The 17,775-nt window shown below is 44.1% G+C and carries 14 protein-coding genes; 5 read left to right on the top strand and 9 right to left on the bottom strand.

Annotated features, from left to right (window positions below; genetic code table 11):
• Positions 1-28: 28 nt before the first annotated feature.
• Positions 29-1,954 carry a PfkB family carbohydrate kinase gene (locus DTQ70_RS04520; protein ID WP_122929708.1) on the bottom strand — a complete coding sequence of 642 codons (1,926 nt, stop codon included), beginning with the start codon at positions 1,952-1,954 and terminating at the stop codon, positions 29-31.
• Between the two features lie 434 nt (positions 1,955-2,388).
• Here DTQ70_RS04520 and DTQ70_RS04525 point away from each other — a divergent pair, with 434 nt between their 5' ends.
• Positions 2,389-3,090, top strand: a complete 702-nt coding sequence (locus tag DTQ70_RS04525; protein WP_122929709.1) for a hypothetical protein — start codon at positions 2,389-2,391, stop codon at positions 3,088-3,090.
• A 521-nt stretch (positions 3,091-3,611) separates the two neighbouring features.
• The gene (locus DTQ70_RS04535) at positions 3,612-4,145 is read left to right on the top strand and encodes a TlpA disulfide reductase family protein (RefSeq protein ID WP_122929711.1); all 534 of its coding nucleotides are present in this window, start codon (positions 3,612-3,614) and stop codon (positions 4,143-4,145) included.
• A 117-nt stretch (positions 4,146-4,262) separates the two neighbouring features.
• Here DTQ70_RS04535 and DTQ70_RS04540 read toward each other — a convergent pair whose 3' ends face one another.
• On the bottom strand, positions 4,263-5,789 hold the full coding sequence (locus tag DTQ70_RS04540) for an aldehyde dehydrogenase family protein (RefSeq protein WP_122929712.1): 1,527 nt from the start codon (positions 5,787-5,789) through the stop codon (positions 4,263-4,265).
• Between the two features lie 74 nt (positions 5,790-5,863).
• A complete protein-coding gene (locus DTQ70_RS04545) occupies positions 5,864-6,715 on the bottom strand; it encodes an AraC family transcriptional regulator (protein ID WP_122929713.1) in 852 nt (283 codons plus the stop codon).
• Between the two features lie 250 nt (positions 6,716-6,965).
• Between DTQ70_RS04545 and DTQ70_RS04550 the strand changes: the two genes are divergently transcribed.
• Both DTQ70_RS04550 and treF read left to right on the top strand, forming a co-directional pair.
• Positions 6,966-8,225 carry a sugar MFS transporter gene (locus tag DTQ70_RS04550; protein WP_122929714.1) on the top strand — a complete coding sequence of 420 codons (1,260 nt, stop codon included), beginning with the start codon at positions 6,966-6,968 and terminating at the stop codon, positions 8,223-8,225.
• A gap of 73 nt (positions 8,226-8,298) precedes the next feature.
• On the top strand, positions 8,299-9,813 hold the full coding sequence (treF, locus tag DTQ70_RS04555) for an alpha,alpha-trehalase TreF (RefSeq protein ID WP_122929715.1): 1,515 nt from the start codon (positions 8,299-8,301) through the stop codon (positions 9,811-9,813).
• A gap of 111 nt (positions 9,814-9,924) precedes the next feature.
• On the opposite strand, the gene DTQ70_RS04560 is transcribed toward treF, so the two are convergent.
• Entirely contained in the window at positions 9,925-11,646 is a 1,722-nt protein-coding gene (locus DTQ70_RS04560; protein ID WP_409050436.1) for an alpha-amylase family protein, read from the bottom strand.
• A 159-nt stretch (positions 11,647-11,805) separates the two neighbouring features.
• Between DTQ70_RS04560 and DTQ70_RS04565 the strand changes: the two genes are divergently transcribed.
• Positions 11,806-12,909, top strand: a complete 1,104-nt coding sequence (locus DTQ70_RS04565) for a glycosyltransferase (protein WP_122929717.1) — start codon at positions 11,806-11,808, stop codon at positions 12,907-12,909.
• 11 nt (positions 12,910-12,920) lie between these two features.
• On the opposite strand, the gene DTQ70_RS04570 is transcribed toward DTQ70_RS04565, so the two are convergent.
• The 5 genes from DTQ70_RS04570 to DTQ70_RS04590 form a co-directional block, all read right to left on the bottom strand.
• Positions 12,921-13,940 carry a formylglycine-generating enzyme family protein gene (locus DTQ70_RS04570; RefSeq protein ID WP_122929718.1) on the bottom strand — a complete coding sequence of 340 codons (1,020 nt, stop codon included), beginning with the start codon at positions 13,938-13,940 and terminating at the stop codon, positions 12,921-12,923.
• Between the two features lie 25 nt (positions 13,941-13,965).
• Positions 13,966-15,333, bottom strand: a complete 1,368-nt coding sequence (gene radA, locus DTQ70_RS04575; RefSeq protein ID WP_028522199.1) for a DNA repair protein RadA — start codon at positions 15,331-15,333, stop codon at positions 13,966-13,968.
• A gap of 47 nt (positions 15,334-15,380) precedes the next feature.
• Positions 15,381-15,551, bottom strand: coding sequence for a DpnD/PcfM family protein (locus tag DTQ70_RS04580; protein ID WP_122929719.1), 171 nt, complete (start codon positions 15,549-15,551; stop codon positions 15,381-15,383).
• Positions 15,538-16,317, bottom strand: coding sequence for a DpnI domain-containing protein (locus tag DTQ70_RS04585; RefSeq protein ID WP_122929720.1), 780 nt, complete (start codon positions 16,315-16,317; stop codon positions 15,538-15,540). The genes DTQ70_RS04580 and DTQ70_RS04585 overlap by 14 nt, the downstream gene beginning before the upstream one ends.
• 127 nt (positions 16,318-16,444) lie before the next feature.
• Positions 16,445-17,731: a citrate synthase gene (locus DTQ70_RS04590; protein WP_122929721.1), complete on the bottom strand. Its 1,287-nt coding sequence runs from the start codon at positions 17,729-17,731 to the stop codon at positions 16,445-16,447.
• Positions 17,732-17,775: the final 44 nt, after the last annotated feature.

Raw genomic sequence — 17,775 nt, forward strand, 5'->3', positions numbered from 1 at the left:
CAAATTACCCAATTTTCAAATTTTCAAATTACACCGTTTCGGTAATCTCTTCTTCTTTAAAAAGCAAACTGACGAGCTTTTGATACTGCGAGAAATCAGCAATAATGAGTTGCGCACCTGCTTTCACGAGGCGTGGGCGTTTGTCGAGGTTATAGCCAAAACGTTGCACTTCATTACTGGCAATTCCCACCGAAATCCCCCCTGAACGGCGTCCTTCACGGATTTCGTCGGGACCATCGCCCAACACCACTAATTCGTTTCCGTTGAGGTTGTTTTCGCGGATGATGCGTTCAATAATCATCTTTTTGGAGAACTTAGTGTATTCGCGGAGCGCACCATAAATACCACCGTCAAACAAATCGGCATAGCCAAGCACGGTAGCTTCGTTGCGAACATCATCCACGTCGGTACCGCTGGCGAGGTACATGGTCACGCCGCGCGCTTTGAGTTCTTGCAAAAACGAAACCGCGCCTTTGAGGGTGTAATCCTGCCAATCCAGTTCGCCCGCTTGAAGTTTGGCAACGCGTTTGTCCACCAACTCCATGAGGGCATCGTTGTAGATTTGCTTATACTCAAACTTGTCCAAAATCTGGTCTTCGGGTACATAGCCCGCTTCCCGAACCATGTTGACCAGCCCTTCCATCTGGTAAATGGTTTGAATCCCAGTGGTTTTGTGGATAAACTCTTTGACTTGTCGTAGCACTTTGTTGTACGTCGCTTGATCGACTGAGTCGTAGTGATTTCCCAAAATCGCCTTCATCATCACGGGTTCCATGATTTCCTCCCAGCCGTGGCGTAGGGTACTGATGGTGCCGTCGTGGTCAAAAACGGCGTATTTGATGTGTCCAAGTCGGTCTAAAATAGATTCGTCGCAAAGCTCAATTTCGGTTTCGGGGAGAAAGACCGCTTGGCGAGGGTTTTCAGCCAAGTCAACTTGGTAGGCATAGTGCGGGTCTTGGCTGATGGCCAAAATTTCTTGCGCGTTGGCAGTACCAGTGGTAAATAGTTTTTGTACCGTAACCCCTGCCGCAAAATTGGCAAACTCAGCAGCTTCGGCTGGACTGACCCCTACCGAAAGGCAAAGGGTAATGGCGCTGATGACAGTATCGCCCGCGCCTACGGTGTCGAGGCGGCTGGTGAGTTGAAGGCCAGGTACTTCGTTGAATCCTGTGGTGTCAAAAGATGTAATTCCGCGTGCCCCGCAGGTGACAAAAACGGGTTTTTGAGAAGCAGCATGCAAAGCTTTTCCGTATTTGAGGACATCGGCACGGGGGAGAACTGTACGAGGCTCTACTTCTACGCCATTGAGGTGGGCGGCTTCTACGTCGTTTAGTTTTCGGTAAACGTTTGAAAAACGCTCGTTGAAGTGGCGAGAATCAACTAAAATGATTTTGTGGCTGTATTGGTCAAAAAGGGCATTGGCTTTTTCGATAAAACTGTCGTTGGTGATACTTCCAACCACTTGTTGGTTGAAAATCAGGGCATCACAGCTTTCTAAGGCCGACTGAATACTGGCTAAAATCAATTCATCAGTTTCGAGTGAACGCTGATTATACACCCCGAAGTCGATGCGGGGTTCTTCCACCCCTTCGACGTAGCGTTTGAGGTACGAATAGGTTTGGAAATCTTCTTTTTGGACAAAAAGCGAGCTAGTGTCGGCTCCGAGGGCTTGTAGTTGAATCGCTAATTCACGACCAAAAATATCATCGCCCACAACACCAATGACTTTGATAGAAGCAGGCTCAAGGGCGGCCAGATTGGCAACCACATTGCCTGCCCCACCAGGTGTATAATAGTGACGTTCAACGGCTTGCGCTTGTAATCCCGTTTCGATGGAGACTTCCGAATTACGGGGGTCCATGATCCAGTAAGAATCCAAACAATAGTCGCCATAGACGGCAACTTTAGCCGATTTTATTTTTTCAAGAATAGCATTGATGTGCAAGGTGTTCATAAAAACAGATGGGAATATCTACCGTTTAATTTTAATGGTAAATACTCCCATCAGAGAAATCAAGGCTACTGTTTTACTGATTAAATTCAAAGTTTATCTTCGTTTGGTGCTATGTGATTGGTGTTTGTGAGCAACCCTTTTGTTGGGATTAGAGAATCCCAACGCACGCGTGTGTGAGCGGGATTCTCAAATCCCGCGAAGGCGTAGTATGTGTGCAAGGGTTCTCAAACCCTTACTGTTTAAGAAATGCTTTTAAGTTTAACGGGTTTGTGAGCAACCCTTTTGTTGGGATTAGAGAATCCCAACGCACGCGAAGGCAGTGATTCTTTCTCTTTTTCTGGGGAATCAACAGAATTTTTCGTTACTTACTTTCTGAAATAATTGTACTCCTAACTACGCTTAAACCTACTAATCAAACACTGATTTTTTGTAAAATGGAAGGCAGAAAAATAAAACAATTTCTCAAAAGTGTTCTTGAAAAATACATTTCTGAAGTACTCGTCATTTTTATTGGTATATCAATGTCCTTTTTCTTTGACGAATGGAGAGAAAATAGACAAGATAGAGAAACGATGAGAAAGCACCTAGCCGTCTTGAGAGCCAACCTTGTTCAAGATACTACCCAACTGACACATATGGTGCGTTTTGGTAATAATGTTGTACGGAGTATCGATAAACTAGTTTATTTTAAACAGGACTCAGAAATTACCGATAGTATTGTCACTTATATTGATAATGCGGCAAGTTACTTGGTGTTTAAACCAAATCTGATTGCTTATGAAGAGATTAAGCAGTCGGCACACACAAATTTAATTGAAAACGATTCTTTAAAAACGCTTTTTTTGTACCACTATACTTCCACCATCCAGAATTGTTTAGAGTGGTGTGAAGTGGATAAAACTCATACGATGACTCAGCTTATTCCAGAGATGACCATTTATTTTCCTGTGGTGGCCGATTCTCTCAATAAAGTTTCTTCAAGTGAAAAGGCAAAGGCGTTGAAGGTGAAAAAGCTTAGAAATCTACTTCTGGCAAATGCCACTTACAAAAAAGTGACTATACAGTTTTTAAACATAACCAAAAAGTCAACCAAAGCCCTTTTGAAAAAAGTGGATGAAGAGCTGGAGAAAGAATGATACGTTGGGATTTGAGAATCCCAACGCACGCGAGTGAGCGGGATTCTCAAATCCCGCGTCGTATGTGTTGAAGGGTTTTCAAACCCTTGTTTTTTTTTGAAGAAATGCTTTTTAAGTTTAACGGGGTTGTGAGCAACCCTTTCGTTGGGATTTGAGAATCCCAACGCACGCGAGAGTGAAGCGGGATTCTCAAATCCCGCGTACGCGCAGTGAGTGTGGAAGGGTTCTCAAACCCTTGCTGTTTAAGAAACATTTTTAAGTTTAACGGGGTTGTGAGCAACCCTTTCGTTGGGATTTGAGAATCCCAACGCACACGAGAGTGAGCGGGATTCTCAAATCCCGCGTATGCGTCGTATGTGTGGAAGGGTTCTCAAACCCTTGCTGTTTTAAAATATATGCCTAAAGATTGGTTTAAGTGTTTTGTAGTCAGCTAATTCATGGATGCTTGTGAGGGTACTATTTTGTAATTAAAAATGTAATAATAAATGATACATATCGTTACTACATAAAAACTCTGAATTATGAAAAAAATCGCTATTTGTCTTTGGCTAGTTACTTGCGTTTTGTGTGTATGTGCACAAACTTCAGTTCCTAATTTTCTAAAAATGAATACGCCTGATCCGCTTCCCGTAGGCAAGGTTGCTCCTAAGTTGGAGTTTAAAGACATGAGTGGTGAGTTAGTTAGCTTAGAGCACTTGAAAGGAAATGTGCTTGTCCTCAATTTTTGGAATATTGGATGTAAAGGCTGTGAACAGGAACGAGAAACCCTTAACTGGTTGAGTGACTCCCTGAAAAATCAGTCAGTCAAATTTATCTCTATCACTTTAAATCATCCAATCAAACAAAGGGAATGGTTTGATAAACATCCTATTAGTTATCAAATAGTTGGTAATGTGGACTTTATGGGGATACAAGGGCCTTCCTTTTTTAATTACCGTTGTATGCCAACCACGGTTGTAATTGGTAAAGACGGGGTTGTGAAGTATAACCAGTGTGGGCCAATCATTGGAAAAGAGGCGGCTCTGGCATTCACCAAACACATGATATTCAAGTAGAAAATTCCCATAAACCTTGGGATTCGCGAATCCTAACGCACGGGAGTGTGAGCGGGATTCTCAAATCCCGCGTATGCGTAGTGAGTGTGCAAGGGTTCTCAAACCCTTGCTGTTTACCTAAAGCTCAAACTTTATCCCTTGTGCCAGCGGCAGTGTAGTACCGTAATTGATGGTATTGGTTTGGCGACGCATGTAGGCTTTCCACGCATCCGAACCCGATTCGCGGCCACCGCCCGTTTCTTTTTCTCCTCCAAAAGCTCCCCCAATTTCAGCGCCCGAAGTTCCGATGTTGACATTCGCAATGCCACAATCCGAACCTGATTGGCTCAAAAATTGCTCCGCTTCGCGCAAATGCAAGGTGAAAATGGCCGACGAAAGTCCTTGAGGAACACCGTTTTGTAAGGCAATGGCCTCGTCGAGGGTTTTGTATTTTATCAAATAAAGAATCGGGGCAAAGGTTTCGTGTTGGACGACGGGCCAATGATTTTCGACTTCCGCAATACAAGGCTTTACGTAACAACCCGAACCAAAATCGTCGCCCGATAAAACGCGAGGTTCTACGGCAAACGTCCCGCCTAAGGCCCCCACTTGCGCTACGGCCGATTGGTAACTTTGCACCGCGGCTTCGTCAATCAAAGGGCCAACGTGGTTATGAGCGTCCAACGGATTTCCAATGCGAAGCTGTCCGTAGGCTTTGACCAACTGATTCTTGACATCTTCGTAAATACTTTCATGGATAATCAAGCGGCGAGTGGTGGTGCAACGCTGCCCTGCCGTGCCCACTGCCCCAAAAACAATGGCAGGAATGGCCAAGGGGAGGTCGGCATGTTGCGAAACAATGATGGCGTTGTTGCCGCCTAGTTCCAACAAACTGCGTCCCAAACGACCGCCTACCGCTTGCCCGACGGCTTTCCCCATGCGCGTGCTACCTGTGGCCGATACGAGCGGAATGCGCTCGTCGTGCGAGAGCCATTCGCCCACTTCGCGACCACCTACAATTAGTCCCGAAACACCTTCGGGTACGTCATTGGATTTCAATACCTCCTGAATAATATGCTGACAAGCGATGGCCGTCAAAGGCGTTTTTTCAGACGGTTTCCACACGCAGACATCGCCGCAGACCCAAGCCAGCATGGTGTTCCATGACCAAACGGCCACGGGAAAATTAAAAGCTGAAATAATGCCGACAATGCCGATGGGGTGCCATTGTTCGTACATACGGTGTGAGGGACGCTCGCTGTGCATCGTCAGGCCGTAGAGTTGGCGTGAAAGCCCCACGGCAAAGTCGCAGATGTCGATGATTTCTTGTACTTCGCCGAGTCCTTCTTGGAGGCTTTTGCCCATTTCGTAGCTGACGAGCGTTCCTAATTCGGTTTTGTATTTTCGAAACTGTTCGCCCATTTGGCGCACAATTTCACCGCGTTTGGGGGCGGGAAAAAGCCGCCACGTTTTAAATGCTTCTTGGGCTTGCCCTACGACGGTGTCGTAGTCTTGGCGATTTGCAGATTGTACTTTTCCAATAAGTTTGCCATCAACGGGTGAGTACGAAGCGATTTCTTCGCCTTGGCCCGCCCAAGTGGCTAATCCCGTACTGATACCATGGTTTGACTCCGCAATGCGGAGTGCGTTAAGAATGTCTTGCATGTAAATTAAGGCCGTCGAAACGGTTGATTTTTGGATGATTGATGAAGTTTCCGAAGCAAATGTACAATAATTTGCTATTGAAGTAGTGCTTTTCGATACACCGAAGGACTCTGATTTTTGTGCGCTTTGAAGACACGGTTGAAATAGGCAATGTTGCCAAAACCACATTCAAAACTTACGTCGGTAATACTTTTATCGGTAGCCAGCAAACGACAAGCTTGATTGACACGGTATTGATTCATAAAATCGGTAAAAGTCAGGTTCATCATTTTTTTGAAATAATGACAAAACGAAGGAACGGCCAAGTGAGCTACCGAGGCTACTTCTTGAATATCAACGGGTTTTTGGAAATTTTCTTCTACGTATTTGAGAATACGATTCAGCCGTGCTTCGTCTTTGGAATTAATTTCGAGTTTCAGTCCTTCCATGTTCAGAAGCGAGTAGTCTTGCGTATGCGCCAGCAAGTGCAAGATTTGAATAAGCTCCATCAATCGCTCAAAAGGGGATAAAGTAAGGAGTTTTTTGAGTCGTTTTTGGATTTTGATTTTTGTCTCTCCGTGAAAACATACGCCTTGCTTCGACCGTGCAAACAACTGACGAATGGGTGTCATTTCGGGCATTTCTAAAAACTGTTCACCCCAGAAATTCTCTTTGAGTTGAACCACGATTTCTTCGTGTGTACCAATCGCTTCCTGTCCAAAACCAGAATGGGGTAAATTGGGGCCGATGAACACCAAATCGCCATCGTCGTATTGGCTAACGTGCGTCCCCACGTGCCGCCGTCCCGAACCACCAAAAACACTGACGATTTCGTATTCGGGATGATAGTGGTATTGCCAACGAAAAAGCTCAGGCAAAACAACGTTGTGAATGATTCGGAAAGAGCTGCCCTCGTCGGGTTGGACAATCTCGTATTCGGTTTTCATACCCTGTGTTAAGCTATTTTTGGTAAAAATAAGGAAAAGATTCTTAATACAGGATAAAAAATGAACAATACAAGTTTATTTTTTATCCAAAAAAAAGTTGAATTTTGTTGTGAAAAAATTGGACTTGGCTTTATCTCACTCACCTATGATGAAAGGGGAGCGCTTTTAACCGCTCCCCTTCCTTTTTCCCACCGATTTTCGTTCTATTGTCGCTCGACCCTTAAACGTCTAACCATAACCAATTCTCTAAATGCAATCGTACTGGAAAGTTAAGCTGTCGATTTTTCTAAATTATTTCGTTTTTGCCATTTTGCTCAATAGCGTAGGAACGGTGATTTTGCAAGTTCAACGCACCTATGGTGTATCCGAAACTTCTGCTTCAGTGCTCGAAGCTTTCAAAGATTTGACCATTGCGGCTGTCTCATTTATTGTTGCTTCTTATATCAACCGATTGGGATACAAACGCGCCATGTTGATTGCCTTGGGGGGCAATGCCCTGATTTGCTTTTTGATGCCCACAATTCATTCGTTTGGAATGACAAAACTCCTTTTTGCGGTCGCAGGAGCTGGTTTTGCACTCATTAAAGTGTCGGTTTACGGAACGATTGGTTTGGTAACGGCCGATAAAAAGGAGCACATTAGCTTGATGAATTTTATTGAGTCTTTCTTTATGATTGGGATATTAACTGGCTACTTTATTTTTACCAGTTTTATGGATGAATCCACTCCTACGGCTTGGCTCAACGTGTATTATATGCTCGGAGGGATTGCGCTGGTGGCCTTTTTGCTTTTGCTAACGACTTCCTTGGATGAATCATCGTTAAAAGTTGATAGCAATAAGCCTGTTTTTGAGGATTTTGCCGAAATGCTCCGCTTGGTCATTTTGCCTTTGGTATTGGTGTTTGTGATTTGTGCTTTTACTTACGTTTTGATTGAGCAAAGCATTATGAGTTGGCTACCGACTTTTAATAATAAAGTACTGAAACTCCCCGCAGCTTTGAGCATTCAAATGGCGAGTTTGTTGGCGATTGCTACGGCATTGGGTCGGTTTTTGGCAGGAGTCGTGCTGAAAAGACTCAATTGGATGGTCGTACTTGTGGGCTGCTTGGTGATTTCGGCGGGCTTGGTACTTATTGCTTTACCGCTGGCCGAAGGGGTAGATACGTCAGCCGTGACAGGCTGGGGAAATGCGCCCGTGGCGGCGTTTATTTTTCCGATGATTGGGTTGTTTTTAGCCCCTATTTACCCTGCCATTAATTCACTAATTCTGAGTTCGTTACCCGTCAAACAGCACGGAATTATGTCGGGGCTGATTGTGATTTTTTCGGCTTTGGGTGGGACAACGGGCTCGCTCATAACGGGTTATGTTTTTGAACATTATGGAGGACAAACTGCCTTCTATTTTTCTCTTTTACCCATCAGCATTTTGACTGTAGCACTGTTTTTCTTTAGCCGTCTCCAAGGCTCAAATAGCTCAGTTGACATTAGCGGAGCGGGAGCAGGACATTAAACTTCCCGAAAGTTTAAAACTTTCGGGAAGTTTAAGAAGGAAGTTTCAGAATATACCAAAATAACGTTGTAAGATGACTATTTCAGAAGCACAAAAATCAGGGTTTTTGTTGGCCGAATCATTGGGCGATTTGTACGAAGATGTCCAACAAAGTGCGCTATTTTCGGATTCTAAAACGTTTATGGATGCCGTAGCCAAACAACCCATCGAACAGATTGTGGAGGCGTATCTAGTTCAGAAACAGATGTCTTCGTTCGATTTGGCCAGTTTCGTTACGGAGCATTTTTTGCTTCCTACTGAGCAGCCAACGGGATATTATAACGACGCTTCTAAACCTATCAAACAGCACATCGAAGACCTGTGGACGGTTTTGACCCGACAGCCGCAAGATACGGGTGGAACCTTGATTCCGTTGCCTTATTCGTATGTAGTTCCTGGAGGGCGCTTTCGCGAGGTATATTATTGGGACTCGTATTTTACCATGTTGGGGTTACAAGTTTCCAAGAGAATCGACTTGATTGAGGCGATGGTCAATAATTTTGCGTATTTGATTGATCAGGTGGGTTTTATCCCCAACGGCAACCGAACGTATTACCTTGGGCGTTCGCAGCCGCCGTTTTTTGCGTTGATGGTTTCACTATTGGCCGAAGAAAAAGGGGAGGAGGTGTGGAAGCGTTATTTACCGCAACTGGAGAAGGAATATTCTTTTTGGATGAAGGAAGAAAATGAGGAAGTTGAGGCAAGTTTTCGGCGAGTAATCTTACCAAACGGTGCCGTGCTGAATCGTTATTGGGACGACACTGCCCTGCCCCGACCCGAAGCCTACAAAGAGGATGTCGAATTGGCACACGAAGCGTCTCATTCTTTGCCCGAAACCGTCTATAGGCACGTTCGGGCTGCGGCCGAATCGGGCTGGGATTTTAGCAGCCGTTGGTTCAAAGAAGGCCAACACATGACGACCATTCACACCACCGACTTGCTTCCTGTTGACCTGAATTGCCTTCTTTTATTTTTGGAACAATCGCTTGAACGAGCTTATCGTTTGCAAAATAACCTTGTCAAAGCAGAAGAACTAGCGGGATTGGCATCGCAACGAAATGCGGCCATCCAAACGTATTGTTGGGATGCTTCGCAGTCGTTTTATGTGGATTACAATTGGGTAGAACAAGTCCCTTCCCCAAATTTGACCTTAGCTGCTGCTTTTCCGTTGTTTTTTGGGGTAGCGACTCCCGAACAGGCGAAATTGGTAGCGAGTCAATTAGAAGAAAAATTCTTGAAAACAGGAGGTTTATTCACCACTTTACAAACCACCCCTCAGCAGTGGGATGCGCCCAATGGCTGGGCCCCTTTGCAATGGATGGCATACGCGGGAGCAAAACGCTACGGCCTTACCGATGTCGCAGATAAGATTGCGCAAAATTGGACAAAAAATTGTGAGTTGTACTACCAAAAAACGGGCAAACTCATGGAAAAATACAACGTTCAAACGGACGAGCTATCGGCCCAAGGGGGAGAATATCCCAACCAAGACGGATTCGGATGGACCAATGGGGTGTATCTAAAAATGAAGCAAGAATTGGGAGCGTAGTAATGAAGCAGTGCTTTATCTACTTAACGTATTCCTTCTTGTGGATAGATTGGAAAAGTGAACACATTAAAAAAGCCCTTCTCCAGAAAGGAGAAGGGCTGGGGTAATACCTTATTTCACTTTTTTGATTTCAAAAATCCGTACGCTGTTGGCTTCCAATTCTACCGAAACGCCGTTTTGAGCTTCTACTGTAAGGGTTTCGGGGTGCATAAAGATTTCTTTTAACGTATAATTTCCCGTGGCCGAAAGCCCCATCGTTTCCCACGCGTGAGCAGGTACTTGAATCGTTGTTTTTGCGCCATTTTGTAAGTCAAAGTTGCAGACAATCAGGAGTTTTTGTTTGTCGGTATGGCGAAGGTACGTGAACATTTTGGCGTTGTTATAACCCGCATATTGACCGTTAGCGTATTGCAAATCATAGAAGGCACCGTTCCGAATCGCGTCCGAAGTATTGGTCAGTTTCAGTAAATCTTGGTAAAATTTACGCAGCGTTTTTTGTTCGGGAGAAAGTTTCCCTCCGTCAAATTTTCCACCGTTAATCCACGCTTGGTATTCGGGTACGCCCCAATAATCAAACATTGTTGTGCGACCGTCTTCCCCCGAAAAACCTTCAGCGACCGTTGGTTTTACGCCTACTTCTTGACCAAAATAGAGCATCAGCGGCCCCGTGTGGAGTGTAGCCGAAACGACCATGGCAGGAATGGCGTAAAATGGATTTTTAGCAAAATAAGTGGAAGCAATGCGGTGTTCGTCGTGGTTTTCGAGGAAACGAAGCATTCGATTGCTAAAATTACCCGATTCGTTTTGCCATACCCGCGTGATGTCACCCGTATGTCCGTGACCTTCCATCAGTCGGCGGAGTGAGTCGTACAAACCTACTTTGTCGTAGAGGTAGTCAAATTTTCCGTTGAAAAGATAATTATGGTATTCGGCAGGATTGTAGATTTCGGCAATGAAGATTTGATTTGGATAGACCTTTTTTACCTCGGGAATTACCCAACCCCAAAATTCAAAAGGCACCATTTCGGCCATGTCACACCGAAAACCATCGACGCCCTTTTGCGCCCAATACAGCAAAATATCTCTCATTTTTAGCCACGTACTCGGAATGGGGTCAAAGTGTTTTTGGCGGCCGTTGAGGTAATCAACCCCGTAGTTTAGTTTAATGGTTTCAAACCAGTCGTTGATGCTTGGTTTTGCCGCAAAAACGTCGTTCCCAGTCGCTTTGGCGGGATTTTCGGCATACGGAAACGCTTCTACCCCTGGTGGAATTGGAACGTTGTCGGGTACTTGAAACGCTTGATTTGGGAGGTAATAAAAGTTGTTTTGAGGGTCAAATGAGACGTTTTTGTTATCCTCTTCCCCAAAATCTTTGACGCCTTTGGGCTTGACGTCCGAATGGTATTGCCGCGCGACGTGGTTAGGGACGCAGTCGATAATTACCTTCAAATCAGCTTTGTGTGACCGCTCTACGAGGGCTTCAAACTCTTTCATTCGGTTTGGTACGTCAACGGCCAAATCGGGATTGACGTCGTAATAATCCTTGATGGCATAGGGCGAACCCGCAATTCCTTTGACCACGTACGGATTGTCTTTTGGGATTCCAAAGGCCGAATAATCGGTCATGGTAGCGTGCTCAATAACGCCCGTGAACCAAACGTGTGAAATGCCGAACTTTTTGAGCGAAGTGAGGGCTTTGTCGTTAATGTCGTTGAATTTTCCAACGCCGTTTTCGTCGCGACTTCCGTAAAATTTGTTGGTGGTTTTTAGGTTGCCAAAGAGGCGGGTGTAAATTTGGTAAACTACAATTTTGTCAGAGGTGGGTAAAGACATACGCGGTGAAAATTTAGGTGAAGGCTGGGCAAGCGATTGAAAAGTTGATGCTACAGCAACCACCCCCAAGATGGTTTTGGTGAGTGCTTTCATTGATCATAGGTTAGTTAAAAAAAGGTTCTTTTTTCAAAAATAGGCGGATTAGCGCATATTTGCAAGATGCAAGACGTCACTTCTCCTCCGCGTGTTCTTTTAGTAAGTACGGTTCATCCCGCCACCGATCCTCGGATTGTGGGGAAAATTGCATCAAGTTTACGTCAGCACTTTGAAGTGCAGGTACTTTTACCCGAGCAGCCTGTTTCGGATGATTTTTTTAACGTTCGACTTCCTTTTTTCAAACGAATTTGGCAGCGAGTCTTGGTAGCTCACCCCGTGATATTGCTTCATTTTCTGAGAACCCGCCCGCAATTCGTTCACATTTTTGTAGCTGAATTATTGCCGTTAGCCTTTGTTTTTCAGTGGTTTGGAGCAGAGGTGATTTACGAAGTACAAGAAAATTTATACAAAAAAATTCCACTCAAAACCTATAACCGAGGCTGGCTTTGGGTGCGCCTTTTTCAATTTTTTGACCAAAAAGCTCGTAAACAGTTCAAGATTGTTTTTACCGAAGACGCTTACCTCAATGAATACCAGAACCTGACGAAACCCTATGCGGTAGTTCACAATTTTGCTGCTTCTGAGTGGCTTTTAGTGCCGCCACCCGTTCCAAATCTTGACCAACCTACCTTTTTTTATGCGGGTGTTATAAGTGTTGAAAGGGCGTTTGATACGCTTGTAAAAGCAATTGTTGTTGTCAAAAAGAAATACCCTTCGGTTCGTGTTCAGCTGTTTGGCCCCGTACGTATCCCTAACGTGACTCAATTGGAAGGCTACCAAGAAGTCAAAGATAATTTGATTTTTTACGGGTATCAGTCGCAAAAACAGGCGTTTGTGTACGCCCGTGAGGCATTGGCAGGCATCGCGCTGCTCAAGCCCGTCGGCGATTATATCGATTCTTATCCTACCAAATTGTTTGATTACATGGCGTTGTCTTTGCCTGTCATTACGTCCGATTTACCTTTGTTAACCCACGTTGTTGATGGAAGTCAATGTGGATTCTGTGTCAATCCGTATGATGCAGGTGCGTTGGCAGAACAGCTGATTAGGTGCATTGAAAATCCCCAAAATTTAAAAAAAATGGGGGAAAATGGCCGTAATGCAATAAAAGAAAAATACAATTGGGACAATGAGTCGAAAAAGCTATTGGAATTGTATCAAAAATAGATATTGCAAACTTACTTTATATCTTTCACGCAACGAAAACCGACGTGAAAAAGGCTGGTTTCGGGTGATGACGACGAGCGCCCTGATACCCGATACCCGTGACACCAAGTGGGTTCACACAAAAATGAACCACCGCGTTGAGCCCGTTCGGCCGAAATATCCCCCTCGCGAACGGGCATTCTAAATAACGCTTCGTAGTTGAATTTTAAGTTCGACTGCCATTCCCAAACGTTCCCGCTCATGTCAGTGAGGCCGAGGGGCGTTTTACCAAATTTTCCCACGGGCGAAGTGTATAAAAAACCATCTTCGTTGAAGTTTTTGACGGGGAATTTGCCCTGCCAAATGTTGGCATTGTACTTGCCTCCCGTCTGAATGTCGTTGCCCCAGGGGTAAAACGTGCGGCTATTGTTGGCGTTGCGGGCGGCGTGTTCCCATTCTATTTCGCAAGGTAGGCGTTTGCCAGCCCATTTGGCGTAAGCGTTAGCATCGTTCCAAGACACTTGCGTAACAGGATGATTATCAGGTGCAGCAGGGAAGTCTGTTCCCATTGGATGATGCCAGTTGGCACCGTCTTTCAGAATCCATTGTTGCTGCGTTGACTCATCAATAATACCGCCGTTGCCAAATTTTTCGGCTTCGGTTTTGTAATTGGTCGCTTCCACAAATGCCCGAAATTCTTTTACCGTAACGGGATGTTCGTCAATGTAGAAGGGAGCTACTTTGGCCCAAAAAGAGGGACGTTCGTGCTGATGACCATCGTCGGAGCCAATCTGTACAACCCCGCCTTGCACATAAACCATCTGTTTGGGGGCTTTGGTTTGAGCTGGTGCCGTGACCGTAGTATCCGAAGGTTTATCTAGCCCTAAGTACAAAACAGTAGCAGGAAAGCCCAGCTCTTTGACAAAGGCTTCGTTGAGGGCAACCGTTTTTGTTTCTTCTTGTTGCTGCTCCGAATTCGAATCATCCGTTGACTGACAGCTTGCAAAAAGTAAACCTATTGAAAGAAAATAGCCTAAAAAATAGCGTGACATCGGTGTAAAGGTGTAAAAGGGCACTTTATCGTAAAACTTCCCCAAAAACCTCATCAAGTTTTGCAACGGGGATAATTTGGATGTTGTAGTTTTTGAAAATCAACCCTTTAACATTGTATTTGGATATGTAAATTTTCTTAAAACCGAGCTTTTCAGCTTCCGCAATTCGCCCTTCGATTCGATTCACGGCCCGTACTTCGCCACCCAGCCCGACTTCCCCCGCAAAACAGATGGAAGGGGGGACATAAGAATCTTCGTAGGAAGAAGCAAGAGACGTAACGACTGCCAAGTCGATGGCGGGGTCTTCGACGCGAAGGCCGCCTGCTACATTAAGGAAAACATCTTGCGTTCCTAACCGAAAACCGCCTCGTTTTTCGAGTACCGCCAACAACATTTGTAGGCGTTTGTTATCAAAACCTGTACTGCTTCGTTGAGGTGTTCCGTAGTTGGCGACACTCACAAGCGACTGAATTTCAATCTTTAAGGGTCTATTTCCTTCTAGCATTGACCCAATCGTAATGCCGCTGAGGTGCTCTTCTCGTTGGGAGATTAAAATTTCGGAAGGATTGGTTACTTGACGAAGTCCCGACCCCAGCATTTCGTAGATTCCCAGTTCGGAGGTGCTACCAAAACGGTTTTTGGTCGTGCGCAAAATGCGGTAAGTGGTATGGCGGTCGCCCTCAAATTGCAGCACGGTGTCCACCATGTGTTCGAGGGTTTTGGGCCCTGCCAAATTTCCATCTTTGGTAATATGCCCAATCATAAACACGGGAACGCCGCTTTCTTTGGCATATTTCATTAATTCGGCCGCGCATTGACGCACCTGCGACACACTACCCGCGCCTGACTCAATCAGCGACGATTGCATGGTTTGGATGGAGTCAATGATGAGTACATCGGGGTCAAATTCTTCGATTTGGCGGAAAATATTGTCGGTGGAGGTTTCGGTAAGGATAAAGCAATTGTTGTTTTTACTACTCAAACGCTCCGCCCGCATTTTAATTTGCGATTCGCTTTCTTCTCCCGAAACGTACAGCACTTTTTGGGTAAGTGTAAGGGCAATTTGGAGCATCAACGTTGATTTCCCAATACCAGGTTCACCTCCAATCAATACCAATGAACCTAACACAATTCCACCTCCCAAAACGCGATTAAGCTCGGCATCGGAAGTGACGATGCGAGGCTCTTCTTCGTATTTTATTTCGTTGATGGCTTTCGGTTTGGGGGCTAAGCTCACCGATTTCCACTGAGCCAATGGCCCTTTTTTGTCTTCTTTCTCAATGACTTCTTCTACCAAAGTATTCCACTCACCACAAGATGGGCAACGCCCCATCCATTTTGTAGCTTGGTGGCCACAGTTTTGACAGAAATAGGCTGTTTTTACTTTTGCCATTCGACAATGTCTTTATTTATATTGAATTGTAACTTATCAAAAATTGATTATTCACTATATTCATCTATTTGAGTTGCAACGTGGTTGCTCCAATCTAAGACAATTTCCTCATTTTTGTACTTCTTATGTACTCTATCAATAGCTTCTTCAACAGTGTTGGCCTCGATTTCAACTATCTGTGCAAGAGTTTCTTTAATCTCAATTTTAAATACTTTCATTTTTTAATTTTTTGTAGTGACCACGCCCATTAAATTCAATAATTCCTTTGTCTCTTAAAATCTGTAATTGTTGTCTTATTTTATCTTTTATAAATCGGTTGTTTGGATACTTTTCCTTTAAAATGCCCTCAAATTGATAAACGTCTTCAAGAATAAAATTTTCTTTTTTTACGGAATCAATACACTTCAAAATATCTAATAGCCAGCCTTTTGCATTCGTGTCTTTAGTTCTAATAAATAAAGTCTGGTTGAATGCCTTTTTGACAATTTCGGGGTTAATAATTTGACTGTTTTTGACTATAAATACTTTTCCAAATTCAGAAATTTGGGAAATATCAATATTACAACCTACCCAACCTGCTCTTTTTGCCTTGGTAGATAAGGGCTTTCTTGGAATTATTATTTGAGGAGAAAAAAAATGCTTAGGAATAATTACGAAATTACTTACTGCCAATTGTTTTGTGTACGATAAGAAGAAAAAATTAGGATTGTTCTCTGAATTAATTCTTTCAATCATTGTTGAGTAAGCACCATCTACAATCAAATTGCCAATTTTTTGATATTTACTTTTTAGCTCAAATTCTTCTGTGCAATTTTTGCAATAAAAGTCTGCAACAGGTCGATTATTTTCAAACTCTTGTAAGGGCGTAATACCACATTTAGGACAATAGGAGTTTTTCAACACCCAATTTTCACTTAAAACTCGGGTAATTTGAGATTTCTTTGAATAATTTTGAGCCAAATCTTTGTTGAAGTTCAAATTCATTGTTTCCTATTTAGAATCAATTAACTAGGCAAAATTAAACGCGAATAGAAATATCATTGTTAAGCATAAACAAAAAGCGTTGACAGTGACTCCACCATCAACGCTTTTTTATTAAAATGGAGACATTCTAGCGCTCGTTCATGGGAACAAAATCGCGAGGAGTAGCACCAGTGTAAATCTGACGTGGGCGGCCAATGGGCTCCTTGTTGGTACGCATTTCTTTCCACTGTGCAATCCAACCTGGAAGACGACCAATCGCAAACATCACGGTAAACATGTTGGTTGGAATACCCAAGGCACGGTAAATGATACCTGAGTAGAAGTCAACGTTTGGATACAAGCGACGGCTCACGAAGTATGGGTCGTGAAGGGCGGCTTCTTCTAAACCTTTGGCGATTTCCAATACTGGATCGTTTACGCCCAATTTCGACAATACGTCATCCGCTGCTTTTTTGATGATTTTCGCACGTGGGTCAAAGTTTTTGTAAACACGGTGGCCAAAACCAAACAAACGGAAACCGCTTGTTTTCGCGTTTTTCGCCATGTCCACGTATTTCGCCACATCACCGCCGTCGGCTTTGATGTCTTCCAACATTTCGATTACTTCTTGGTTAGCACCGCCGTGGAGTGGTCCCCATAAGGCGCAAATACCTGCTGAGATAGAAGAGTAAATGTTGGCTTTTGAAGACCCTACCAAACGAACGGTTGAAGTAGAACAGTTTTGTTCGTGGTCGGCGTGGAGAATCAACAATTTGTTGAGAGCTTTTGAAACAACTGGATCTACTTTGTATTCTTCCACAGGCAACGCAAACATCATGTGAAGGAAGTTAGAACAGTAGTCCAACTCATTCTTAGGATAATTTACTGGGTGGCCTTGTGATTTTTTGAACGACCAAGTAGCAATAGTTGGCAATTTAGCCAACAAACGAATGATATGAAGTTCTGTGCTATCAGGGGCTTTTTCGTCGTACGAATCTGGGTAAAAAGCGCTCATGGCACTTACTAACGACGACAACACGCCCATCGGGTGAGCGTTTACGGGGAAGCCATCGAAAATTCTGCGCATATCTTCGTTTACCATCGTATGGACACGAATTTTATGCTCAAACGCCTCGTATTCGGCTTGCGTTGGAAGCTCTCCGTAAATTAATAGGTAGGCTACTTCCAAAAAAGTAGCTTTTTCCGCGAGTTCTTCAATTGAGTATCCACGATACCGCAAAATCCCTTCTTCTCCGTCCAAAAATGTAATGGCACTTTTGGTTGCACCCGTGTTTTTATAACCACTGTCAATCGTTATATATCCTGTGGTATCACGAAGAGTGTTGATGTCGATGGCTTTTTCTTTTTCCGACCCTTCGATGGTAGGAAATTCATAGGTTTTTCCTTCTACTATTAATTGTGCTTTATCTGACATACAGTGGGTATTTATGAATATTAGATGGATTTGGACTAAGCTAC

This window comes from Runella sp. SP2, assembly GCF_003711225.1.
Lineage (GTDB): Bacteria > Bacteroidota > Bacteroidia > Cytophagales > Spirosomataceae > Runella.